This is a genomic window from Martinezella sp. CNPSo 3732, assembly GCF_057784515.1.
The window spans coordinates 44,346-68,539 of the sequence record NZ_JBXSOO010000002.1; the positions used below are offsets into that span (position 1 = coordinate 44,346).

Below are 24,194 nucleotides of genomic sequence, written 5' to 3' on the forward strand. Positions count from 1 at the left end.
GCCTTTTTCGATCACAGGCGGGCGGCCGAGGTCGCGCGCCTGTGAGTGCCTCCTTTAAATTTGAGTTTGGAGCGATCACGCTCCCGATGCCGGCATCGTGGACGGCCTTCTCCTCGCAGGGGAGAAGAGGGCACCGCCTATGAAGTTCAACAGACTGAGACTTGTCGGCTTCAAATCCTTCGTCGAACCGGCGGAATTCGTCATCGAGCGCGGCTTGACCGGCGTCGTCGGCCCGAACGGCTGCGGCAAGTCCAATCTTGTCGAAGCGCTACGCTGGGTGATGGGCGAGAATTCCTATAAGAACATGCGCGCCTCCGGCATGGACGACGTGATCTTCTCCGGATCCGGCAACCGCCCGGCCCGCAACACCGCCGAAGTGGGTCTCTACCTCGACAATAGCGATCGCACCGCGCCAGCCGCCTTCAACGATAGCGACGAAATTCAGGTCACGCGCCGCATCGAGCGTGAGCAAGGCTCCATCTATCGCATCAACGGCAAGGAAGCGCGCGCCAAGGATGTACAGCTGCTGTTTGCCGATGCCTCCACCGGCGCGCGTTCACCTTCCATGGTCGGGCAGGGGCGTATCGGTGAGCTGATCCAGGCAAAGCCCCAGGCGAGGCGGCAGCTTTTGGAAGAGGCGGCGGGCATTTCCGGCCTGCATTCGCGCCGGCATGAAGCCGAGCTGCGCCTGCGCGCCGCCGAAAGCAATCTCGAGCGACTGGATGACGTGACATCGCAGCTCGAAAGCCAGATCGAAAGCCTGAAGCGCCAGGCGCGGCAGGCCAACCGTTTCAAGACGCTCTCGGCCGAGATTCGGGCCCGTGAGGCCATGCTGCTGCATATCCGCTGGGTGCAGGCCAAGGAAGCCGAGGCCGAGGCCGATAGTGCGCTCAACCAGGCAACCGTGCTTGTCGCCGAAAAGGCGCAGATCCAGATGGAGGCGGCAAAGGCGCAGGGCATCGCCAGCTTCAAGCTGCCGGAGCTGCGCGAGGATGAGGCAAAGGCCGCCGCTGCTCTTCAGCGTCTGCAGATCGCTCGCTCTCAGCTGGAGGAGGATGTCAACCGCATCCTGCGCCGCCGGGACGAATTGATCCGTCGCTTGGCGCAATTGGCAGAGGATATCAGCCGCGAGCAGCGACTTGTCGCCGACAATGCCACTATTCTGACAAAGCTCGACGCCGAAGAAGCCGATCTCGCCGATATTCTTGCCGATTCCGGCAGGCTTGCCGAGGAAACGCGCTTAACCTTCGAAGAAGCGGCCACAAAGCTCGCCGACAGCGAGCGGATTTTTACTGTTCTGACCGCAGAACGGGCCGAAGCCGCTGCCGCCCGCAACCAGCTGGAGCGCGCCATCCGTGATCTGGCCGATCGCAAGATGCGGCTGGAACGTCAGGCCGATGAAGCGAACCGCGAGCTTGCCGCTATCGACGAAAAGATGGCCGATCTGCCGGACCCGAGCGAAAAGCGTGACATGGTCGAGGCGGCGGAAAACGTCGTCGCGGATGCGGAAGGCGAGATCCAGCGCGTCGAAGCCGTTCTTGCCAAGGCGCGCGAAACCGAGGCGCTGTCGCGTGGCCCGGTGGAGCAGGCGCGGGCGCGTCTGAATGCACTGGAAACCGAGGCGCGGACCATTTCCAAGATGTTGGCGGCGGGCGATACGTCCGGTGCCTTTTCGCCTGTTGCCGAAGAGCTGCGTGTCGACCGTGGCTTCGAAACGGCGCTTGGCGCAGCACTTGGCGATGATCTGGAATCCTCGCTCAATTCCGAGGCACCCGTCTATTGGTCGGACAATGGCAGCGGTGCCAACGATCCGGCCTTGCCGGAAGGTGCCGCGCCGCTGATTACCCATGTCGGCGCGCCGGCGGCACTGACGCGCCGTCTGCGCCAGATCGGCATTGTCTCGGTGGAAGATGCGCTGCGGCTCATGCCCGAGCTGAAGCCGGGACAGCGGCTGGTGACCAGGGATGGCGCCGTGTTCCGCTGGGACGGTCACGTCACCGGCGCAGATGCGCCGAGTGCGGCTGCCTTGCGGCTCGCCCAGAAGAATCGCCTTTCCGAGCTGGAGGCCGAAGCCGAGCTCGCCCGCGATGTGCTTGTCGAGGCCGAAGAGCGCCTTTCGGCCGCCGCCGATGCGATCCGGGGTGAAGAGGGCCGTTTGGCGACCGCCCGCGACGCCAGCCGCCTTGCCGCCCGGCATCTGGCCGAGGCGCGCGAAGCGCTTGCCGCCGCGGAACGTGCTTCGGGCGACCTCATCCGCCGTCGCGACGTGATCGTCGAGGCCGTCAGCCGCCTGCAGGAGCAGTTGGAAGATGTGGCCATGCAGGATGAAAATGCCCGCATCGAGCTGGAGGATGCGCCGAACCTCGACGCCATCGACCTGAAACTGCGTGACCAGCAGGCCGAAGTTGCGACGGATCGCGGCGTTCTGGCCGAAGCCCGCGCCCGCCATGAAGGCCTGAATCGTGAGAACGAAGCGCGGCAGCGCCGTCTCCTCGCAATCCGGCAGGAGCGGGACACCTGGCGCCAGCGTGCGGCCAGCGCCGAGGAGCACATTCAGACATTGCGCGACCGTGAAGAGGAAGCGCGCGAGGAAGCGGCCGAACTCGATCTCGCCCCGGATGAGTTCGACGACAAGCGCCGTGCCTTGATGAACGAGCTACAGAAAGCCGAGGATGCCCGCCGCCAGGCCGCTGATCGCCTTGCCGAAGCCGAAGGCATCCAGCGCGAAGCCGATCGCCATGCGGCGACGGCACTCTCTGAGCTGGCCGAAAGCCGGGAAAAGCGCGGCCGCGTCGAGGAGCGGCTGGTGTCGGCGCGTGAGCGTCGGCAGGAAAGCGAATTGCGCATCCGCCAGTCCCTGAATGTCGAGCCGCATGAAGCCATGCGCCTGACCGGCCTTTCAGCATCGCAAAACATGCCTGACCTCCGCGAGGTCGAGCGCGAGCTGGAACGCCTGAAGATCGAACGCGAGCGCCTCGGTGCCGTCAATCTGCGCGCCGAGGAGGAGAGCAAGGAGCTGACGGAACGGCTGCAGGCGCTGATCAAGGAGCGCGATGACGTCATCGACGCCATCCGGAAGCTGCGCGGCGCGATCCAGAGCCTCAACCGCGAGGGCCGCGAACGTCTGATCGTCGCCTTCGACATCGTCAATGCGCAGTTTCAGCGGCTGTTCACTCATCTTTTCGGCGGCGGCACGGCCGAACTGCAGCTCATCGAGTCGGACGACCCGCTGGAGGCAGGTCTCGAAATTCTCGCCCGTCCGCCAGGCAAGAAGCCGCAGACCATGACGCTGCTTTCCGGCGGCGAGCAGGCGCTGACGGCCATGGCGCTGATCTTCGCGGTGTTCCTCACCAATCCCGCGCCGATCTGCGTTCTGGACGAAGTGGATGCGCCGCTCGACGACCACAATGTCGAGCGCTACTGCAACCTCATGGACGAGATGGCGGCCTCCACGGAGACCCGCTTCGTGGTCATCACCCACAATCCCATCACCATGGCCCGCATGGATCGCCTCTTCGGCGTCACCATGGCGGAGCAGGGCGTCTCGCAACTCGTCTCCGTCGATCTGCAGACCGCCGAACGGCTGCGCGAAATCGCTTGAGTGCCGTTCCACGCCTGGATTGAGAAAACTGTTCCCGTTTCGACAAGAAATTGCTGCGTCGGCTGCCGCGCATCATGAAAGCGTGCTAGTTTTGTTTTTCGATCAACAACATGGGCGCTGATCCGCCCGGAAGGGACGTATGTCTGACTCGACTGGCGGTATTTTCGATGTTCTCGGAATACTTGCCGTATTGCTCCTCGTCGCTGCCAACGGCTTTTTCGTTGCGGCCGAGTTCTCCCTGGTTTCCGTTCGCCGCAGCCGTGTGACGGAGCTCGTTGCCGAAGGGCGCATGAACGCCAAGGCGCTGCAGAAGGCGGTCGATAATCTCGATGCCAACCTGGCGGCGACACAGCTCGGCATCACCATTTCCTCCCTGGCGCTTGGCTGGGTCGGCGAGCCCGCTCTTGCTCATCTGCTCGAGCCGCTGCTCGATTTTCTTCCCGGAACATGGGCTGCGGCCGGCTCGCATGCGATCGCCGTCGCCATTTCCTTCATCATCATCACCGCGCTTCATATCGTGCTTGGCGAGCTTGCGCCGAAGAGCCTGGCATTGCAGCGCAGCGAAGGCACCGCGCTCGGCGTCGTGCGCCCGCTCGGACTGTTTCTTTTCCTGCTGCGTCCGGCCATCACCGTGCTCAACGGTCTTGGCAATCTCGTTCTTCGCCTTTTTGGTCTGCGCCCCGGTGCCGGCGAGGGCTCGCTGCATTCCCCAGCGGAGATCAAGCTCCTGATCGCTGAAAGCCAGGAGGCCGGCCTGTTGGAACAGGCGCAGCAGGATCTGGTCGAGCGCGTCTTCAATATCGGCGACCGCGATGTCTCCGACATCATGACGCCGCGGCTCGAGGTCGAATGGATCGATGCCGACGATCCGCCGGAGGAAGTGCAGAAGACCATTCGCGAAAGCCGCTTCGAGCAGCTTCTCGTCGGACGCGGCTCTATCGACGAGCCGATCGGCATGATCCTGAAGAAGGATCTGCTCGACCAGCTTCTGAACGGCGAACCTCTGAACCCGATGGCCGTCATCCGCCAGCCGCTGGTCGTTCACGAATCCACGGCCGTGTTCAAGGTGCTGGAAAACTTCAAGCGCGCGCCGGTCCGCCTCGCCATGGTCATCGACGAATATGGCAGTCTGGAAGGCATCGTCACCCAGACGGATCTGCTGGAAGCGATCGCCGGCGATCTGCCCGATATGGACAACGACACGCCCGATGTCGTCGAGCGCGCCGACGGATCGCTGCTGATGGAAGGCATGATGCCCGTCTATGATGCCTTCGCGCGCCTGGGCCTGCGCTTCAGCGAGGAGGAGGTCAATTTCCATACGCTCGCGGGCTTTGCCCTCTACCAGCTCGGCCATCTGCCCGAGGTGGGCGAAAGCTTCTCATTCGGCGAATGGCATTTCGAGATTGTCGATCTCGACGGCATGCGCATCGACAAGATTCTGGCCCAGCGCGAGCCGCAGGCCTACCCTCATTAGTTGCTATGGATGCCCCGGAAGCTCCCGATTTCGATCAATCGATTGAAATCGGGAGCATTCAGGTCATATTTATTGTGCAGTGCAACATTTTGCCGTATTTGTCGATTTTCATTTGTGCTGCAGTGAATTAAGTTCAACCGGAGGAGTTGGACGGAGACGATGACGAATTGGGTCTACACATTCGGCGACGGCAAGGCCGAGGGGGGCGCCGGCGATTTTGAACGGCTCGGCGGTAAGGGCGCTAATCTTGCGGAAATGTGCAATCTCGGCCTGCCGGTTCCGCCGGGCCTGACGATCGTCAGCGATGTCTGCACCTTCTATTACAAGAACGGCCGCAAAATCCCTGAAGAGCTGAAGCCGCAGGTCATGGAAGGTCTCCAGCGGATGGAGGCCGTCACCGGACGCAAGTTCGGCGATACAGAACGACCGCTGCTGGTATCCGTGCGTTCCGGCGGCCGCGCCTCGATGCCGGGCATGATGGATACCGTCCTCAATCTCGGCCTCAATGACGCCACGGTGCAGGCACTTGGCCACGATGCCGGCGACGCACGATTTGCCTGGGATAGCTACCGCCGCTTCATCCAGATGTATGCCGATGTCGTCATGGGTCTCGACAACGAAGTCTTCGAAGAGATCCTCGAGGATGAAAAGGCGCGGTTCGGTCATGAGTTCGATACCGATCTCACCGCCGTCGAATGGCAGCACGTCGTCTCGATCTACAAGAGCGTCATCGAGGAAGAATTGGGCGAAGCTTTCCCGCAGGAGCCGGAGGTTCAGCTCTGGGGCGCCGTCGGTGCCGTTTTTGCCAGCTGGATGAACGCCCGCGCCGTCACCTATCGCCAATTGCACAATATTCCCGAGGCGTGGGGAACCGCCGTCAACATTCAGGCGATGGTGTTCGGCAATCTCGGCAATTCGTCCGCGACAGGCGTTGCCTTTACACGCAATCCGTCGACGGGGGAAAAAGAGCTTTACGGCGAATTCCTCGTCAATGCGCAAGGCGAAGATGTTGTTGCCGGCATCCGCACGCCGCAAAGCATTACCGAAATCGCCCGCATCGCCTCCGGCTACGATAAGCCGTCGATGGAAAAGCTGATGCCTGAAGCCTTTGCCGAGTTCCGCAGCATCTGCGCACAGCTGGAAGCGCATTACCGCGACGTGCAGGATCTGGAGTTCACCATCGAGCGCGGCAAGCTTTGGATGCTGCAGACCCGCAATGCCAAGCGAACCACCAAGGCGGCGATGAAGATCGCCGTCGACATGGTCGATGAGAGGCTGATCACGGAAGACGAAGCTGTTTCCCGCATCGATCCGACGTCGCTGGACCAGCTTCTGCATCCGACGATAGACCCGCGCGTCCGCCGCGAGGTGATCGGTTCCGGCCTGCCCGCGTCTCCAGGGGCTGCCACCGGCGAAATCGTCTTCACCGCCGAAGAGGCGATCATTGCCGAGGAAGAGGGCCGCAAAGCCATTCTCGTGCGCATCGAAACCAGCCCGGAAGACATTCACGGCATGCATGCCGCCGAGGCGATCCTGACCACCCGCGGCGGCATGACCAGCCATGCGGCCGTCGTTGCCCGCGGCATGGGCATTCCCTGCGTCGTCGGCGCCGGAACCATGCGCATCGACATGCGCAATGAAAAGCTGATCGGCATTGGCGTCATCTTGAAGAGGGGCGATATCGTCACGATCGACGGCTCTACCGGCCAAGTCCTCAAGGGCGAAGTGCCGATGATCCAGCCGGAATTGTCAGGCGATTTCGGGCGTATCATGGCCTGGGCGGACCGTTCGCGCCGCATGACTGTGCGCACGAACGCCGACACGCCTGCCGACGCCCGTGCGGCTCGTTCCTTCGGCGCCGAAGGTATCGGCCTTTGCCGTACCGAGCATATGTTCTTCGAGGGCGATCGCATCCATGTGATGCGAGAGATGATCCTTGCGGAGGATGAAGCGGGCCGCCGAGCAGCCCTTGCCAAGCTCATGCCGATGCAGCGGCTCGATTTCACCGGCTTGTTCACCATCATGCACGGTTTGCCGGTGACGATCCGCCTGCTCGATCCGCCGCTGCACGAATTCCTGCCGAAGACGGATGAGGAAATCGCCGAAGTGGCCGGGATCATGGGCATGGAGCCCTCCGCGCTGCGCCAGCGGGTGGATGCACTGCACGAGTTCAATCCCATGCTTGGCCATCGCGGCTGCCGCCTGGCGATTTCCTATCCGGAGATCGTCGAAATGCAGGCCCGCGCGATCTTCGAGGCGGCGATCCTCGCCGCACGCGAGACAGGGGCGGCGGTCGTGCCCGAAATCATGGTGCCGCTCGTTGGCCTGCGTTCGGAGCTGGATTACGTCAAGGCTCGCATCGACGAGGTGGCGCGTGCCGTCATGACTGAAGCGAAGATGAAGATCGACTATCTCGTCGGTACGATGATCGAACTGCCGCGCGCGGCCTTGCGGGCTCATATCATCGCCGAAGCGGCCGAATTTTTCTCTTTCGGCACGAACGACCTGACGCAGACGACATTCGGCATGTCGCGCGATGACGCTGCCGCCTTCATCCCGACATACCAGCGCAAGGGCATCATCGAGCACGATCCTTTCATATCGCTCGATTTCGATGGGGTCGGCGAGCTCATCCGCATCGCGTCGGAGCGTGGCCGCCGCACGCGCAACGACATGAAGCTCGGTATCTGCGGTGAGCATGGCGGCGATCCCGCCTCGATCCATTTCTGCGAGGATATCGGGCTGGACTACGTGTCCTGTTCCCCCTTCCGCGTGCCGATCGCGCGGTTAGCCGCAGCCCAGGCGGCAATCAAAGGGCGAGCCTGATTTTCTTGAGGTCAGCGGCGCCAGTAGCCACGGTGATATCCCGGGCCGCCGACCACGATTGTCGGACCCCAGAAGAAATCATCGTTGCTTTCCATGAAAGCCCGCTGGTCCGCCCGCCGGCTAAGATCCTGATTCATCAGGCAATTAGCGAAGTTTTGGGTGCCTGGCCTGAAGCCGTAGCCACTGCATCTCGCCTCGTCAGCCGCGCGTATTTCCTCGGCAGTCTGGCAGGAGGAGAGCGCAAGCGTGATGGTGAGGAGGGAAAGGATGGAGGCGGCGATACGCATGACTTTGTGTCCTGGATGCTGATGTGCAGGCACGAACTATAGCGCCACGCGGCATGGCGCGAAAGGCGTATTGGACCGTAGGCCGGATAGCTTACGCTGCTTCCTTGGGCTTTGCCGGCAGCCTTTGCAAGAGATCGACGAAGGCATCGGCGAAACGTAACAGGTGTTCGGTCTCTTCGTCCGGCTGCAGCAAACGGATTTCCGCGCCATCCTCGTCCAGCGCGGCAAAGAGCGTGCGCATCGTCGCATCGCTTTCGGGAATCCGGATGACGGCCAGCCTCCGGCAATCGGAGATCAGTCCTGCTGCGGGGAGATCGAAGAGGAAATCGCCGTGCACCGCCGAGGCGGCGTGCCGCACGGCCTCGCAAAAGCCCGGTTCCCCGCCGGAAAAACCTTCGAGCGAAAGCTCCAGCTCCAGGAGTTCCAACGGCAGAATCGGGTCGCTCGTATCGGCTCCGGCAATCGCCGCGCCCGGCAGTGCCTTGGCAGCGACGTCTTGAGAAAGCATCGGTTCCATCTCATCAAGTCCTTTCGAAGCCTCGATAAAACGCTAAAGAATGGCCTTTTTTAGGAATTTAAGCAAGCGCTCACGTTTTTGGTCTAAAGCATGGCGCGCAAAAGTGCGTAGCGGTTTTGCGATAACGTCATGCGAAGAAACGAGGGCCTAAAGCGCGAGGAGCGAATCTCAGAGATCGCGACGCGCTTTAGGCGTTACTGGTTTCAGCCTCGAGAGAACATTGCGTGTTGGTGCCGTGACATTCGATTTATTTTCGCCGTTTCTTGATCTAAACATAGGTCGTATTTTGGGATTCGGTGCGTCCGGCTTCCGATCCGACGCGCCGACGAGCCCTTGATGACCATTCGCTTCGACCGTCCCGTTTCACATGCCGCCCGCGCCGCGCGTCTGATTGCTTCGTTTGCCTTGGTGCTCTGCGGGGTGACCCTGATCGGCCATCGCTTCGCGCCGCTGGAAACGCCTTACTTCGTTCTGCTGCTCCTGATTTCCGCCGGCTGTGCCATTCTGGCGGTGCTGCTTGCGCTGGTCGGCCTTGCTCAGCTTTGGCAGAGTGCCGCCATTGGCGGCGTCTCCGCCGTCAAGGCTCTCATCTATGCCGCCCTGCCGCTTGCCATTTTCGGCTTCGGTGCCGAGCGCTACTGGACCCGGCCGCATATCTACGAGATTTCGACCGATCTCAACGATCCGCCGGAATGGCTGGCAACACCGGATGCGCGGCAGCTGTGGCTGCCGCCGCGCCATCTGGTGACGCAGCAGGAACGCGAGGCGCAGTTCGATGCCTATCCCGCTTTGATCAGCCGCCGCTACGAGGGCGCTGCCGACCGTGTTCTGGAGGCGGTGCGCAAGGTCGCGCATGATTATCACATCACCATCGTCAAGGCCGAAGGCGCCGATGTGGCCGATCCGAATGGCAATGTGAGGCCGAAGCGGCGTGGACGCCCGCAGACCGTCAATCCAGCCCAGGATGACAGCGCAGCCGGAGATGTGCCCGCCATCGTTCCCGTGCCGACGCCACGTCCCTTCCGTGATGGAGTGGCGGAACTCATCCGCCAGAATACCGATGTCATCCTGCAGGGCGACGTGCGAACCCGCATTTTTGGCCTGCCATGCGACATACTGATCCGTATTCGCGAGGAGGCGGAAACGACGCTCGTCGATATCCGTGTTGCCTCCCGCTATGGCCAGGATGATCTCGGCGTCAGCGCTGATCTGGCCGATGGTTACCTGAAGGCGCTGGATGCCGAACTGCTCGGCATCGCCGGAAGCTGAGTTTCCCAATCTCTCCTTCTCCCCGAAGCAGGGGTATCGCATATGAACTGAAATCGCAGCTGACCCCTTCTCCCCAGCGGGGAGAAGGTGCCGCCAGGCGGATGAGGGGGTGCCCGCCAAGACTACGAAAATCCATGAATTCAAATCGATAGCCCCCTCATCCGACCCTTCGGGCCACCTTCTCCCCGCTGGGGAGAAGGAATTTCCGGTGCCGAGCCACCCCATATGCGATACCCCTGCTCCCCGAGGGGAGACGGAGGTCTGCCGCAACCGCTTCATTCTCAATGGCCCGGGCGAGGAGAGGGTGGTCGTAGCGCCTATTCAAACCTTGAGAGGCGACCGTAATTCTGCCGCTCTTGCTCAAGCCGGGCGATAAGCCCCCAGCAGCGCCGGCGGTCCATCGGTCTCCACCTGACCCTTCTCGACCAGATCTTCTAGATGCGCCAGCACCGAAAGTGCCGCCGCCCCATGCAGGCGCGGGTCCGTGTCGCGATAGATGGCTTTCACCATATCAGGGATCAGCCGGTCGCCGGCCTTGATGCGCTCCAGCACGGCGCGCTCGCGCATGCGGCGATGGGTTCTGAGGCCGCGCATGAAGGAGGCCGGCTCCTTCACGGGGCCGCCGTGGCCGGGCAGGAACAGCCGGTCCTCACGGGTAAGAAGCCGCTCCAGCGAAGCCATATAATCCGCCATCGAACCATCGGGCGGCGCGACGATCGAGGTCGCCCAGGCCATGACATGATCGGCGGAGAAGACGATGCCGGTGCCATCGAGCGCGAAGCAGGCGTGGTTGGCCGTGTGGCCGGGCGTCAGCAGCGCCGTCATCGTCCAACCGTCTCCGGAGACGCTTTGGCCATCGGCAAGAACGATATCCGGCTGAAACTCCATGTCGGAGCTTTCGGCAAAGGGATTGACCTCGCCCTGATGGAGTGGGCGCGCGGCCCGATGCGGCCCTTCGCCGACGGTCAGCGCCCCCGTCGCCTCCTTCAGCCGCTTCGCCAGCGGCGAGTGATCGCGATGGGTGTGGCTGACAAAAATATGGGTGACCTCGCGCCCCTTCAGCGCCGCCATAAGGGCGGCGAAATGTTCCTCGTTCTCCGGGCCGGGATCGATGACGGCGACGGAGGAGGTGCCGACGATGTAGCTATTGGTTCCGTGGAAGGTGAAGGCGCTCGGATTGTTGACCGTCATCCGCTCGATGCCGGGCGCGACGGGGACGGCGCGGCCATAGGCGGGTTCGAAGGCAAGGTCGAAGTCAGGCGTGCTCATGATTGCTTGTATTCGATTTCGATAAAGGACATCGGCTCGGTGCCGGCATTGACGACATTGTGTTCGACACCCGCTTCGCGCCGATAGGCGGCACCCTTGGCGATATCGACACGCCTGATGCCGCCGGGCTCCTCCAGCAGAAACTGGCAATCCGTCATCGGCACCACCACATAGCCAAGGCCGTGGACATGATGCCCGGTATCGGCGCCGGGCTCGAAATCCCAGCGCGTGATGCGGCAGACGGCATCATCGAGAAGCACGGTGGGCACGGCCGGCGGGCGGGCGCGAAACTGGCTCATCAAGCCTCCTCATTTCGAATGCAGTGCAGCAAGACCTATCATAGCCGCCCGAAAAGCACACAGAAATATGCGTCCGCGCATCACTTAGTCATTGTAGCGGCAAGCGACCTTTGCTAATCAGACGCCGATTTGGCTGGCATGACAGCCATTTTCTCTGTTGGGGCGTCGCCAAGCGGTAAGGCACCGGTTTTTGGTACCGGCATTCCCAGGTTCGAATCCTGGCGCCCCAGCCACACACCCTAATCCTAGAGTCCACCAACGCTCTGCTCCTTGGCGGCAACAATATCTTTGCTGCGTTGGAGATATTGCCCTGCGAAGTTCTCGGCTGGCAGCATCGTTATTTCATCCCTTAAATCTTGTTTGACCTTTCTCCTTCATTCTGACCGCCATCATCTCGATACAGGCGACCATGAACCACACTTCTCCCGAATTGCTGCTTTCCATCGTTGCCCCCTGCCACAATGAGGAGGAGGGGCTTGGCGAATTTTACCGGAGAGCGGTGGTGACGGCGCGGGGGATTGCCGGTGAGGCCTTCGAGATCATCCTGGTGGATGACGGGTCGACCGACGGTACCTGGGAGGTCATCACCGCGCTCGCGGCTGAGACGCCGCAGGTGCTTGGTGTACGCCTCATGCGCAATCACGGTCACCAGCTTGCGGCAACCGCCGGTCTTGCCGCCTCGCGCGGCGAGCGGGTGCTGCTGATCGATGCCGATCTTCAGGACCCGCCGGAATTGTTGCTCATGATGATGCCGATCATGGATCGCGGCGCGGATGTCGTCTATGGCCAGCGCATGCGCCGGCAGGGGGAAAGCTGGTTCAAGCTCGCCTCCGCCTCGCTCTTTTATCGGCTGCTGTCGAGGCTCGCCTCGGTGGCGATCCCGCGCGATGTCGGCGACTTCAGGCTGATGCGCCGCCGCGTTGTCGACATCCTGCTGGCGATGCCGGAGCGGGATCGCTTCATCCGCGGCATGGTGAGCTGGATCGGCGGCCGCCAAGTGGCGCTGCCCTATGAGCGCGATGCGCGCTTTGCCGGCACCACCAAATATCCGCTGCGCAAGATGATCAATTTCGCGCTCGACGCCATCACCAGCTTCTCCACCGTGCCGCTGCGCATCAGCACCTGGCTCGGCCTTGCCAGCGCCGGCTGCGCCGCCTTGCTGCTCGTCTACACGCTTATCCGCTGGTTTGCCGGCGAGACCATTGTCGGCTGGTCGAGCATCATGGCGGCGATCACCGCCTTCAGCGCTATCCAGCTCATTTGCATCGGCATTATCGGCGAATATGTCGGCCGCCTGGTGCAGGAGAACAAACGGCGCCCGATGTTCATGATCGAAAGCCTGCTACAGGGCGGCCGTTCGCTCGAGATTCCGAGCGACTTCTCCGATCTGGACGCGGCGGGCAAACGGCATGCGCTCAAACGCGCCTTGAGCGGCTCCGGCGAGACGGCTGATGGCGCGGAGCAGGTGAGGGCGATCCGCTGATGCCGCAGCCATCAGCAAGCGCGCCATCACCGGAAGATGCGGCTGTTTCCGCGACCGCGCGCGAAACAGCCGATACGGATGCCGCCATCGCCAAGCAGAAACCGGGTCTGGCGATTGCAGCCTTTCTGATCCTGGTCGCGATTTTCGTCGCCGTCTTCAAGTTTCCGCCGATCCTCGACTATCCCAACCATTATGCGCGCATGTGGCTGCTGGCCGGCGGCATCAACACGCCGCCCTTTCATGAGATCTATGCGATCGACTGGAACAGGACGTTCACCAATGTCGGCATCGATCTCGCCGCCTATTGGCTGGGGCCGCTGATCGGCGTTTCGCTGCTGGCGCGCAGCCTTCTTTTCCTGGCGATCGTGCTGCCACCGCTCGGAGCGATCGCCCTGCACAGGCGTTTGTATGGCGGCGGCTATTACTGGCAGATCGGCATATTGTATTTCGCCTGGTGCGCGACGCTGATTGGCGGCTTCGTCAATTTTCAGATTGGGCTCGGCATGGCGCTGTTCTTCGCGACCGCCGACCACGCTTTGCAGTCCCGCAATGCTGCCGCATTGTTCGGCTGGCGTCTGCTGGCGGGTCTGCTACTGACCGTCACGCATCTTTTCTCGCTTGGCTTCTATATGGCGCTCGTCTGCGGTCTCGAGTTCTCGTCGACGACGGCGGCATTGAAGTCGCCCCGCGATTTCCTGCGCCTGTGCGGCAGGCTCATTGCCGCAATGCTGGCTTGCACTCTGCCCGCGATCTGTCTTTTCCTTTACCAGCCTGTCTTACCCGGCGCCGGCAACAGTATCGATGCAGCCTGGAACGATACGCCGCTCCTGATCTTCGCCAATTTGGCGTCGGCGTTTTGGAGCTACATGCTATCGGCGGATATGCTGCTCCTGATCCCCTTCGTGCTTATCGCCATCAATGCCGTTTGCACCCGCCGGCTGCGTCTGCATGCGGGTCTGGCCGTCACCGTCATTGGCTTGCTGATCCTCTCCTGCCTTTCCCCGCGCCATGTTCTGGGAACGGGTTGGATCAGCTGGCGCTTCCCCATCATGGCAGCGCTTGCGGCCATGGTCATGGTGTGTCCTTTGCCAAGCCTGCCTCGGCGCCAAGCGGTTCTCCTGGCCGCGGTACTGGTAGCCGTCGCACTCGGCAGAACAATCTGGATCGGAGCCAACTGGTGGCATGGCGAGGCCGATGTCGTCGACATCCGTACCGTGCTTGCAAATGTTCCGGAGGGAGCGGCAATTTTGCCGATGGCTCATAAACCCGCGAATATGCCAACAGACATAAGCGCACGATATTATGCCTGGAACGAGGATACATTCCGGCACCTGCCGACCCTCGCGATCCCTTACGCCCATGCCTTCGTACCGACGGTTTTCACCGCTGCCGGCAAGCAGCCGCTGACCGTCATGCCGCCATGGCGGGATATCGCCGTGCCGGAGGGCAATCTCGTCTCCTCCGGCCTGCTGAATTGTCCCGCAGAGCTAAAGGCTTTCATCGAGGTAGCGCCGTATCTCGTCGATTGGCGGCGCCGCTTCGATTTCCTTTTGATTGTCAATGCCGATATGCCCGATCAATACAGCGACAAGCTTCCCGATGGCCTGAGGCTCGTTGCCGACACACGGTTTGCCAAACTCTATGCGATCGACAAAGCGTTTATGCCCGCAGCCGATGGTTCGTCATCGCAGGGCTGCTCGCCTCCGCCAAAGACCTGAAGCGCGCTGCGGCCTTTAAGATCCGCTTCGAGCGCTTCAGGTCCTTGATTGCGTAGCTTGTTCGCGGATTTCATAAACGCAACAGGCGGCCTTCGCAGACCGCCCGCTGGCATTATTTGGTGATGAAGCTTAGCTGTCAGCTCGCCTTTTCCGGCGGTGCGAGAAGCTCGGCGCAGTAGGACGGGCCATTGACGCCGGGCTGGTCGCCGAGGATTTTAACCGAGCGGATTTCGTAGCTCTGGTTGGTGACGATGTCGGCCTTGCAGCTCAGGGAGCGCTTGCCGCTCTTCTTGCCGTCCTTGGTGACGATGGTCACGTTCTTGTAGCCGCCGCGCCAAGTATAGACGCGATTACCGCTTTCGTCGCGGTCGGAGAGCGGCGGGCCGTAAGCCGCGAAGAAGCGGCCTGCAGACTGGCCCTGCCAGCGATCCTGAACGGGGTTCTTGGCAAGCAGCGGAAGGGCCGCTGTCGTTGTTGTCGTCGTGGTGCTGCAACCGGCCAGCGCCAGCAACAGTCCAGCCGCGGTGATCATGCGGATATTCATCGTGTCGTCCTTGAGCTTCTGTCACGCATAAGGTTGCGGAAAAGCCGCTGTCCCACGACGTTTCCACCTGTCCCGCATAGGGCTTTAGCGCCAAAGCCGGCAAAAGAAAATTCCCATCCGCGTGTACAAACGGGATTTTACTTGATCTGTTGCGCCTTTTGCACGCTGGCATTTTCGACAGTTGTTTCCTGCCGATTTTACAGGCAGTTGAGGCTGTAATTTTTTCGTCAAAAATCAAAAGGTTTTTTGAAATTGGTGCTTGTGCATCAAAAATGGCTGGTCTATAGAAGCGCCGCTGGTCACGGAGTGTAGCGCAGTCTGGTAGCGCACCACGTTCGGGACGTGGGGGTCGAGTGTTCGAATCACTCCACTCCGACCAGCTTAAAATATTGATCTTTTTCCCGAAAAGCCTCCCACTGAAAATGCCATTTGACGGATTTGCGCACGGCTCGGCCGTGTTTCGCCGATATGCGATAGCGGCGTTTCCGTCTCAATGTGTCAGTTGCTCAAGGCTGAGTATTTGTGGCTTGCAGAAGCCGTTCTGACACCGCTAAGCCATTCGCGATCCGCATCGACCAAGATCTAAACCCGCTTCAAACATGCTTTTATAAAACCGGCTCTTTTTGTCGCCCGAAGCACCATATACAAGGAAGAGGGACGTGCATCCGACTCAGGCGAGGGTTCGGCTGGCAGGTGCTGAAGCGGAGTAATGGAATGGATCTTGTTGACGGGGTGGCCAGATTGGCTGGGGAGACGATCATGGGGCGGCGGCAGCCTAGCGGCGCTTTGCGAGGTCATGCCGTAGGGAAGAGATCGGGGATCGCAGCCGGCTTTAGTGTCCTGGCGTTGAGCGCCGCATTTCTTCTAGGCTCCAGCAGCAATGCTCTGCGTGCTGCCGATTGTGGCAATGTCGCCGGACCCGGGCTCGACTGGAGCGGCTGCAGCAAGACCAATATCATGCTGCAGAGCAGCGATCTTCACGCTGCTAACCTTGCAGGCGCGCATTTCGACAGCACCGATTTGAGCGACACCAACCTGACCTCGGCCAATCTCGAAAAGGCTACCCTCGTGCGTGCCTGGCTGAAGAATGCCAAGGCCGATGGCGCCAACTTCGCCAAGATCGAGGCGTATCGTTCCGATTTCAGCAACGCCTCTGCCAATGGCGCTTCGTTTGCCAATGCCGAATTGCAGCGGGCCGAATTTGCCGGCGCACAGCTTAACAATGCCGATTTCCAGAAGGCGGAGCTCGGCCGCGCCGATTTCGACAAGGCCGTGCTGACAGGGGCGAATTTCGCCTTTGCCAATCTCTCGCGCGCGACTCTGAATGGCGCGGTGATGGATGGCTCGACCTCCTTTAGCGGCGCCTTCATGTATCTGACGCGCATCGAGGGTCTCGATCTGTCGAAGGCTAGCGGTCTGCAGCAGGCGCAGATCAATTTGGCTTGCGGGGACAATACGACCATATTGCCGTCCTGGTTGAAGGCGCCCTCCAGCTGGCCTTGCCCGCCGGATGAGAAGGACTGATAGCCTTTTCGCGCCAGAACTTCGAAAGAGCAAACCCATGTTCGTAGAAAAAGCGATCCAGCACGACAGCAAGCCCGAATTTTATCGCGAGCTGGCCGATCAGTTGAAAGCCTTGCTTGATGGCGAGCACGATCCGATCGCCAACGCGGCAAATACCTCCGCGCTGATCTTCCAGATGCTGCCGGACCTCAATTGGGCGGGTTTCTATTTCCTTCAGCGGGAAGACGAGCTCGTGCTGGGGCCATTCCGGGGCAAGCCGGCCTGTGTCCGCATTGCTGTGGGTCGCGGCGTCTGCGGGACGGCGGTCGAAAGGGCGCAGTCGATCCTCGTCGAGGATGTGCATGCCTTTCCCGGGCACATAGCCTGCGATGCCGCCTCGCGATCGGAGTTGGTCGTGCCGCTCTTTCGCGATGGAAAGGTCTTCGGCGTCATCGATCTCGACAGCCCGCTTCCCGGCCGTTTCGATGGTGACGATCAGGCTGGCATCGAGGCGCTCGCAGCGATTTATGCCGCCTCGGCCGAGGCGAATGGGTAGGGTACGGCGTCACGCAGTCGTGATCGATATGGCAAATCGATCACGCGATGCCTATATTGGCTCTGCAACCATTCCCTCAGCGCTGATCGAGCAACATTCGGCCCTTTCGAGCCCTCATCGAGGACGTCAGGCCAAGCTCGGAAGGTGCGCCAAGGGGCAAGGAGAACAACAATGGGCAAATACAGCAAGACGGCAGAGGCCATCGCCAAGCTTACCCCTGAGCAGTATCGCGTGACGCAGCAGAGCGGCACGGAACGTCCCGGCTCCGGTGAATATCTCTATAACAAGCAGCCCGGCATCTATGTCGATATCGTCTCCGGCGAGCCACTTTTTGCCTCCGCCGATAAGTTCGATTCCGGCTGCGGTTGGCCGAGCTTCACCAAACCGATCGAACCCGCCAATGTCAGCGAACTGACAGATGTGTCGCACGGCATGGTGCGCACTGAAGTGCGTTCCGCCAATGGCGACAGCCATCTCGGCCATGTCTTCCCGGACGGACCGATCGATCGCGGCGGACTACGCTATTGCATCAATTCCGCCTCGCTCCGCTTCGTGCCGCGTGACCGCATGGAGGCGGAGGGCTATGGTGCCTATATCGATCAAGTGGAGGATGTAAGATGACAACGGAACGTGCAGTTCTCGCCGGCGGTTGCTTCTGGGGCATGCAGGATCTCATCCGCCGTTACAACGGCGTCATCTCGACGCGCGTCGGCTATAGCGGCGGCGATGTTCGCAATGCCACTTACCGCAACCATGGCACCCATGCCGAGGCGATCGAGATCATCTTCGATCCGCAGAAGATCAGCTATCGCGATCTGCTGGAATTCTTCTTCCAGATCCACGATCCCTCTACGCGCAACCGCCAGGGCAACGATGTCGGTTTAAGCTATCGCTCGGCGATCTTCTATACCAGCGAAGAGCAGAAGCAGGTCGCCTTGGATACGATCGCCGATGTCGACGCTTCCGGCCTGTGGCCCGGCAAGGTCGTGACCGAGGTCGCCCCCGTCGGCGATTTCTGGCAGGCTGAACCGGAGCACCAGGATTATCTGGAGCGCTATCCGAACGGCTATACCTGTCACTTCGTCCGGCCCGGCTGGAAACTGCCCCGCCGGCAGGCCGACGCAGCGCAGCGCGCCGCCTCATGATGAAGGGATCGGCCGGCGCTGACCGGCTGAACCTCTATCTCGGCACATGGGAGGTGAAGCGGCGGATCCTCGATCGCTTCAACCACTCTCTCGTCACTTTCGAAGGGCAGGCGTTCGTCACGCCTGTCCAGTTCGAGGAACATGGCGATACGCGAAGCGATCACGCGACGCTCAGAAGCAGCCGCACCTATCGGCTCGATGATACGCGCGACGAGCTCGTCGTGCGTTTCCCCAATCTTTCGGAATTCATTCGCATCGGTGAAGGCGCCTCGCAGCGCATCACCCATCACTGCGGTCCCGATCTTTATCGGGGCCGTCTGTTCTTTCGCTCGCCGGATACTTGGGCGGAGATGTGGCGTGTGCGCGGGCCGAGAAAAAACTATCTGAGCCTCGCGCACTACCGACGTATTTAACCTGAACCCATTCTCCTGAATAAGAGACGGTGTTAGCGTGCCTGGCGCCGTGCCCAAACGGCCTTTGCCAGATCTTCCAGCGTACGGACCGATGTCGGCCAGTCGATGCAGCCATCGGTGATGCTCTGGCCATAGACCAGCGGCTTGCCCGGCACGAGATCCTGGCGGCCGGCCACCAGATTGCTCTCCATCATCATGCCCTTGATCCGCTGGTCGCCTGTCGAGACCTGCTCGGCGACTGATGTGACGACGAGCGGCTGGTTTTCCGGGTTCTTGCTGCTGTTGGCGTGGCTGGCGTCGATGATGATGCGCGGCTCAAGACCCACCTTGAGGGACTGTTCCGCCGTCGACTGCACGCTAGCGGCGTCATAATTGGGCTCTCTGCCGCCGCGCAGGATGATGTGGCAATCCTCGTTGCCGCGGGTCGAGGCGATAGCAGCAAGACCCTCCTTGGTCACGGCCGGGAAGTGATGCGGCTGCGACGCCGCGATAATCGCGTCGAGCGCGATCCGCACGTCGCCATTCGTGCCGTTCTTGAACCCGACAGGGCAGGAGAGGCCGGATGCCAGCTGCCTATGCACCTGGCTTTCCGTCGTCCTCGCTCCGATCGCGCCCCAGCTCACTAGGTCGGAAATATATTGCGGCGTGATCGTGTCGAGATACTCGCAGCCAGCCGGCAGGCCGATCTCGTTGACATCGAACAGGAGCTTGCGGGCAATGCGCAGACCTTCCTCGATGCGATAGCTGCCGTCGAGATGCGGATCGTTGATCAGGCCCTTCCAGCCGACGGTCGTGCGCGGTTTCTCGAAATAGACCCGCATGATGATTTCGAGATCGTCGGCGAAGCGGTCGCGCTGTTCCTTGAGGAGTGCTGCATATTCGTGGGCCGCAGCCGGATCATGGATGGAGCAGGGGCCGATCACGACGATCAGCCGGTCGTCCTCGCCGTGTAGGATGTTGTGAACGGCATTGCGGGCGCCGCTAACGGTCGCCGTCACGGCCTCGTCGCGGGGAATTTCATCTATGATCCGAGAGGGCGGCGTCAGCGCCGTGATCTCGACAATGCGCAGGTCGTCAGTGGAATTCAACACGGTATCGGTTCCTTTTGGGGTCATACCGTGGCGACAAAAAAGCCGCCAGGTAGAACCAGCGGCTGTTCGGGTCTTGCTGTCGTGTCTTTTCTAACTACGCACAGGCCCGCCTCCGCTGAGAGCAGCGGTACGAATAAAATCGTGCGGAATATGCGTGAGCGAAAGACATAGGCTGTCTCTACGATAAAAAATGCCTGGTGTCGATGAGGAAGATTGAGTTTCAGACGGCGCTGCGGAAACGCCATTAGGCAGCCAACTATCTATCTGCCGGGCTTCCGTTCCTGTTTCACCCAAGTTTCTCCCTGAGCCAGCCCTCAGAAAAATGACGAACCCCTGGCTCGGAAGGATCGGCCCGACTTCGCTGGAAGTAAGGCCGATCCCCATCCGATCAGGGGTCAAGTCAGATCAGATCTCGTAACCGCGATTAGAAGCTACGCTGGAAGCGGAGAACGCCAGCCCACTGGTCCTGATTGATGGAGTCCCAGTTGGTGTAGGAAACTTCCGGCGTGATCTGGAGGTTCTTGACCGGGTTCCAGCGGACGTTTGCGGTGGCTGCGAAGATCTTCGAGTCGGTGTAGGCAACCTGAGCGTTCGCCTGCAGCTTTGCGTTGATCGGAACAGTGACGCCGCCCCAGACAGCCCAGTCGCCCCAGCCGATACCCTTGGCAGAGCCGGCGCCGTTGGCGTTTGCGTACTTGTTCAGCTTGTCGCCATCGGTGTTCCAGCCGCCCATCAAGAAGGCCTTGAAGACGCCGAAGTCGGCATCGACGCGAGCCTTGATAGCGCCTTCTTCAACGATGGAGTCATAACCACCGACGATCTTGAAGCCGAAGTTGCCAGCCTTGTAGCCAGCACCGGCAACGACGTCAGGCAGGTAGTGGTTGGTGCTGTTTTCGCCGTTGGCGCCCGTGGCGCCCGAACCGGAGTTGCTGTCTTCAACCGAGATCACAGCCGTGAAGCCGTTGCCGGCGTCATAGTTGTAGGTCAACTGGTTGAGTTCGTATGGGCCGTCGTTGACCACGTCGTCGTTGATGACGTTGCCGGCGTAACCGATGTACGAGTTGTACTGGGAGTCAGCCTTACCGACCAGGAAGCCGCCGAGGCTGATGTTGGCGAACAGCAGCTTCGTGGTGGTCGCGCCGCCATCCTGCCAGTCCCAACGGATGACCGTGTTGGTCTTCAGCGGGCCGTATTCGGTGTCGGTCGCGGTGTCGAGGCTCAGATGAGCGCGGGTATGCCAGAGCGTGCCATTGTGGCTGTTCGGGTTGTAGGCATCGTACCACTTGCCTTCGGTACGGACATAACCGCCGATCTTGAGGCAGGTTTCGCTGCCCGGGATGAAGAAGTAGCCAGCGCCATATGCGTCGCAGATGCGGACGTATTCGAGCGGTTCCGGCTCGGCAGCAACGATAGCGTCGGCTGCCTGAGCGCCAGAAACTGCTGCCAGGGCAGCAGCGGAGCCGAGAAGAAGGCTCTTGATGTTCATAAAAACTCCAATCCAATATAGATTGGGCATAGGCAATCGCGCCGAAAATCGACGTGCCTTAACCCTATCCCTGTTTAAAAACCCCGACTCGGGAGAAACGGGCCCCACCCGCTTCTGGTCGCTATTAAAGACGAATTCCTGCAAAGTTATATGATATATTTTTCTCGGGATGACTTTTTCGTGAAATTTAAGTTCAAGTTGCAAGAAAGCAACAGGCGCTAACAAAATGCTAAGTGCTGCATAATATTGGCTACGTAATAGTCATTTTATGGTATAATTTTTTTCTCCATCTTATTCGAATATTATTTGATAATATTTGTTGCGCGTGCTCGGCCAAATGCAATTCCCCTTTGATGGCTTACACCACATCATCACCCTCCCGCGGCAGCCGAGGGGTGCCTGTTCAGGCCATCGCTAGCTCTTTCGGTCGATTAGTATGAGGCTGGCCGCTTCGAGGCTGAAACGATGAGCTTGCTCAAGATAGAGCCGATCATGATGCCCCAGAGCCCGCTGGTCATGCCGACGATGATATCAAGCGGCGATCCATAATTGCCGCTTGCCAACAGATGCGAAACGGAAAGTGCCAGCACGCTGCCGATCATCAGGAGGCAGGTGAAGGAGGGAGACTGCGGGTAGGCGAGACGGGCAAGCATGCCTGCTACGCAAAGCGCAACGGCGCGAAAGATGTCAAACGGATTGCCGAATGTGGCTTGCCAATTGAAATGCGCAAGCGTTACGCCGATAAGCGCCGCAATATAGGTCCAAGCAATAATCTTCAAAAACCGGTCTGATATCATGGGGATATGATATAGCAGCGGCGAATACAAACGCCAGCCTGACGCCGCTGCGAAGATCGTTGGCGCACGAATCCGGTGCGCACATTTTATGTGGTTTCGAAATATTCTGTTGCGGCGCGCTGGGGTTTTCGGCTGTGTTCGGCCTTCGATTCGCCTTCTTGCCGTGCCGCGGGCGGTGAGCGGACTGGCCGCGTTACTTTCCGCCAGTCATTAATGCCACTTAAGCTTTCGATACGCGAAGCGCCTCTTCATCCTCGTCCAATTGCTCCGCATCTTCTTCCGCGGCGGTAGTCGATGATGAGCGGCCCAGGAAGGAAAAGACGACAATGGCCGTTAGGACAGTGATGCCGGTCAGTAGCCAGAGCAGTGTGCTGAAGGCGCCGCCATAGCCCTGGATAAGAGTGCCGTGCCCTATTGCGGGCACATTCGATGCTGCGGCGGCCAGGTTGCCGGTCACGAGCTGCTGCGCGGCCATCGCGGCGTGCTCGCCAGCGGATACGCCGAGGTTCGAGTGAACGAAGGCGGAGAGAATGGCGCTGACGACGGCAAGCGCGACCCCTTCGCCGGCGACGCGAGTGGTGCTGAAGATGCCGGTCGCCATGCCGGCCCGCTCCCTGGGGACGACGCTGACAGCAAGCCCGTCCATCAGGCCCCAAGGCAAGCTGATGCCGACTCCGATCGTCAGCAGCGGACCGATGAGAGCGGCTGGGGCCGAGCCGACGGCAAAATGGCTGAGCCAGAAAAGGCCCGTCGCCGAGATGATGAGGCCGGTGCCGCAGATCGTTGCGGGGCTGAACCAGCGGGTGAGAAGCCCGGCGACGATCGGCAGGATGAGCAGCGGCGCCGAAAGCGCGACCATCATCCGCCCGGCGGCGATCTCGCTCATGCCTTCGATGCCGACGAAACGCACGGGCAGCAGGATCAACAAAACGACAAAGGCGTAAGCAGGTGCTGCCGCGAGCAGCTGCACGCCGACGAAACGCGGATAGCGAAACAAGCTGAGATCCAGCATGGGCCGCTTCACGACCCGCTCGATAATACCGAAGGTGAGAAAGAGCAGTGCGGCGCCGGCCAGCAGGGCGAGAACGAGCGAGTCGCTCCAGCCAGTTTCCGGCGCGCGCAGCACGCCATAGGTGAAGAGTGTCAAGGCTAGCGTGAAGCTCAGTGCGCCCGGCCAATCCAGCCCCGCCGCGTCGGGATCTTTGGATTCGCGCAGAAAGCAGGCGCCGAGGCCAAGTGCGAGCAACGCCAGGGCGACTACGAGGATGAAGATGGACGGCCAGCCGAAGGCATCGATCATCAGGCCGGATGCGATCGGCCCGAAGGCGAGACCGACGCCGAAGCTGGAGCCGACGATGCTGAAGGCCCGCATCCGCGCTGTGCCGTCGAACTCCTGAGCCAGCGATGCCATGCCGCCGGAAAAAGCGGCGGCTGCGCCAAGGCCCTGCAATGCCCGCAATATGTCGAACCAGACGATGTTGCCAGCCAGCGCCAAGCCAGCCGAGAACAGCGCGAAGCAGCCGACGCCGGTCAGGAAGATGCGCCGCCGGCCAAAGCTGTCTGCCAGCGCGCCTGATGCCATCAGGCAGCTGCCGAAGGTCAGCATGAAGGCGTTCGTGACCCAGTTGAGCGCGATCGGACTGCCGCCGAGCGTGCGGCTAATGGCTGGCAGAGCCACGGCGGGGCCGGTGAATGTGAGCGGCATCGCCGCTGCGGCGCAGCAGACGGCGACGAGGACGAAGAATTTCTCGGTCGCACTTGCGACCTTTGTCTGGGGAGAGGTCATGGGATTACCGTTGAGTTTGAGCAAAGGGGAAGCGGCGGGCAATCCTGGGAGTCGCGCTGGCCAAAGGCCGGCGCCCGCGCGCTTCAAATGACCCAAGCAGGATATATTTGCTGTAATCGGATGATAATCG

General features: G+C 60.9%; 20 protein-coding genes and 2 tRNA genes. 13 read left to right on the forward strand and 9 right to left on the reverse strand.

The window, feature by feature from the left end; genetic code table 11:
• Positions 1-139 precede the first annotated feature (139 nt).
• From smc to ppdK, 3 genes are all read left to right on the forward strand, one after another.
• Complete coding sequence (gene smc / locus AC13RM_RS05070) at positions 140-3,601, forward strand: chromosome segregation protein SMC (RefSeq protein ID WP_440477595.1); 3,462 nt, start codon at positions 140-142, stop codon at positions 3,599-3,601.
• 139 nt (positions 3,602-3,740) lie between these two features.
• A complete protein-coding gene (locus tag AC13RM_RS05075; RefSeq protein ID WP_440477594.1) occupies positions 3,741-5,075 on the forward strand; it encodes a hemolysin family protein in 1,335 nt (444 codons plus the stop codon).
• Positions 5,076-5,234: 159 nt separating this feature from the next.
• Positions 5,235-7,901, forward strand: a complete 2,667-nt coding sequence (gene ppdK, locus AC13RM_RS05080) for a pyruvate, phosphate dikinase (protein WP_440477593.1) — start codon at positions 5,235-5,237, stop codon at positions 7,899-7,901.
• Between the two features lie 11 nt (positions 7,902-7,912).
• Here the strand turns inward: ppdK and AC13RM_RS05085 are convergent, their stop codons facing one another.
• Positions 7,913-8,188: a hypothetical protein gene (locus AC13RM_RS05085; RefSeq protein WP_113232086.1), complete on the reverse strand. Its 276-nt coding sequence runs from the start codon at positions 8,186-8,188 to the stop codon at positions 7,913-7,915.
• A 91-nt stretch (positions 8,189-8,279) separates the two neighbouring features.
• The gene (locus AC13RM_RS05090; protein ID WP_113232100.1) at positions 8,280-8,696 is read right to left on the reverse strand and encodes a hypothetical protein; all 417 of its coding nucleotides are present in this window, start codon (positions 8,694-8,696) and stop codon (positions 8,280-8,282) included.
• A gap of 345 nt (positions 8,697-9,041) precedes the next feature.
• Here AC13RM_RS05090 and AC13RM_RS05095 point away from each other — a divergent pair, with 345 nt between their 5' ends.
• Positions 9,042-9,974: a DUF1499 domain-containing protein gene (locus tag AC13RM_RS05095; RefSeq protein ID WP_113232087.1), complete on the forward strand. Its 933-nt coding sequence runs from the start codon at positions 9,042-9,044 to the stop codon at positions 9,972-9,974.
• A gap of 360 nt (positions 9,975-10,334) precedes the next feature.
• On the opposite strand, the gene AC13RM_RS05100 is transcribed toward AC13RM_RS05095, so the two are convergent.
• Positions 10,335-11,243, reverse strand: coding sequence for an MBL fold metallo-hydrolase (locus AC13RM_RS05100; protein WP_374815721.1), 909 nt, complete (start codon positions 11,241-11,243; stop codon positions 10,335-10,337).
• Positions 11,240-11,542 (reverse strand): cupin domain-containing protein, encoded by a 303-nt coding sequence (locus tag AC13RM_RS05105; protein ID WP_488554680.1) that lies wholly within the window; start codon positions 11,540-11,542, stop codon positions 11,240-11,242. Before AC13RM_RS05105 ends, AC13RM_RS05100 begins: the two co-directional genes overlap by 4 nt.
• Positions 11,543-11,700: 158 nt before the next feature.
• Between AC13RM_RS05105 and AC13RM_RS05110 the strand changes: the two genes are divergently transcribed.
• The 3 genes from AC13RM_RS05110 to AC13RM_RS05120 all read left to right on the forward strand — a co-directional run bounded on the left by AC13RM_RS05110 (position 11,701) and on the right by AC13RM_RS05120 (position 14,743).
• Positions 11,701-11,775: transfer RNA gene (locus AC13RM_RS05110), tRNA-Gln, on the forward strand.
• A gap of 176 nt (positions 11,776-11,951) precedes the next feature.
• A complete protein-coding gene (locus AC13RM_RS05115; RefSeq protein ID WP_285176410.1) occupies positions 11,952-13,025 on the forward strand; it encodes a glycosyltransferase in 1,074 nt (357 codons plus the stop codon).
• Positions 13,025-14,743 (forward strand): hypothetical protein, encoded by a 1,719-nt coding sequence (locus AC13RM_RS05120; RefSeq protein WP_440477592.1) that lies wholly within the window; start codon positions 13,025-13,027, stop codon positions 14,741-14,743. Before AC13RM_RS05115 ends, AC13RM_RS05120 begins: the two co-directional genes overlap by 1 nt.
• Before the next feature lie 136 nt (positions 14,744-14,879).
• Here the strand turns inward: AC13RM_RS05120 and AC13RM_RS05125 are convergent, their stop codons facing one another.
• Positions 14,880-15,287 carry a hypothetical protein gene (locus tag AC13RM_RS05125; RefSeq protein WP_113232305.1) on the reverse strand — a complete coding sequence of 136 codons (408 nt, stop codon included), beginning with the start codon at positions 15,285-15,287 and terminating at the stop codon, positions 14,880-14,882.
• Positions 15,288-15,589: 302 nt separating this feature from the next.
• Between AC13RM_RS05125 and AC13RM_RS05130 the strand changes: the two genes are divergently transcribed.
• The 6 genes from AC13RM_RS05130 (at position 15,590) to AC13RM_RS05155 (ending at position 18,904) form a co-directional block, all read left to right on the forward strand.
• A tRNA-Pro gene (locus AC13RM_RS05130) sits at positions 15,590-15,666 on the forward strand.
• Between the two features lie 440 nt (positions 15,667-16,106).
• Positions 16,107-16,811, forward strand: coding sequence for a pentapeptide repeat-containing protein (locus AC13RM_RS05135; RefSeq protein WP_113232378.1), 705 nt, complete (start codon positions 16,107-16,109; stop codon positions 16,809-16,811).
• 37 nt (positions 16,812-16,848) lie between these two features.
• The gene (locus tag AC13RM_RS05140; RefSeq protein WP_488554681.1) at positions 16,849-17,346 is read left to right on the forward strand and encodes a GAF domain-containing protein; all 498 of its coding nucleotides are present in this window, start codon (positions 16,849-16,851) and stop codon (positions 17,344-17,346) included.
• A 171-nt stretch (positions 17,347-17,517) separates the two neighbouring features.
• Positions 17,518-17,967 carry a peptide-methionine (R)-S-oxide reductase MsrB gene (msrB, locus tag AC13RM_RS05145; RefSeq protein WP_113232307.1) on the forward strand — a complete coding sequence of 150 codons (450 nt, stop codon included), beginning with the start codon at positions 17,518-17,520 and terminating at the stop codon, positions 17,965-17,967.
• Positions 17,964-18,491: a peptide-methionine (S)-S-oxide reductase MsrA gene (gene msrA / locus AC13RM_RS05150; protein ID WP_112335537.1), complete on the forward strand. Its 528-nt coding sequence runs from the start codon at positions 17,964-17,966 to the stop codon at positions 18,489-18,491. The genes msrB and msrA overlap by 4 nt, the downstream gene beginning before the upstream one ends.
• Entirely contained in the window at positions 18,488-18,904 is a 417-nt protein-coding gene (locus tag AC13RM_RS05155) for a DUF6314 family protein (RefSeq protein WP_488554682.1), read from the forward strand. Before msrA ends, AC13RM_RS05155 begins: the two co-directional genes overlap by 4 nt.
• A 32-nt stretch (positions 18,905-18,936) precedes the next feature.
• Here the strand turns inward: AC13RM_RS05155 and AC13RM_RS05160 are convergent, their stop codons facing one another.
• The 4 genes from AC13RM_RS05160 to AC13RM_RS05175 all read right to left on the reverse strand — a co-directional run bounded on the left by AC13RM_RS05160 (position 18,937) and on the right by AC13RM_RS05175 (position 24,064).
• Positions 18,937-19,995, reverse strand: coding sequence for a 3-deoxy-7-phosphoheptulonate synthase (locus AC13RM_RS05160; protein WP_285176419.1), 1,059 nt, complete (start codon positions 19,993-19,995; stop codon positions 18,937-18,939).
• A 424-nt stretch (positions 19,996-20,419) separates the two neighbouring features.
• Positions 20,420-21,481 (reverse strand): porin, encoded by a 1,062-nt coding sequence (locus AC13RM_RS05165; protein WP_113232310.1) that lies wholly within the window; start codon positions 21,479-21,481, stop codon positions 20,420-20,422.
• Positions 21,482-21,912: 431 nt separating this feature from the next.
• Positions 21,913-22,260 carry a hypothetical protein gene (locus AC13RM_RS05170; protein WP_488554683.1) on the reverse strand — a complete coding sequence of 116 codons (348 nt, stop codon included), beginning with the start codon at positions 22,258-22,260 and terminating at the stop codon, positions 21,913-21,915.
• 238 nt (positions 22,261-22,498) lie between these two features.
• Positions 22,499-24,064 carry an MFS transporter gene (locus AC13RM_RS05175; protein ID WP_488554684.1) on the reverse strand — a complete coding sequence of 522 codons (1,566 nt, stop codon included), beginning with the start codon at positions 24,062-24,064 and terminating at the stop codon, positions 22,499-22,501.
• Positions 24,065-24,194: the final 130 nt, after the last annotated feature.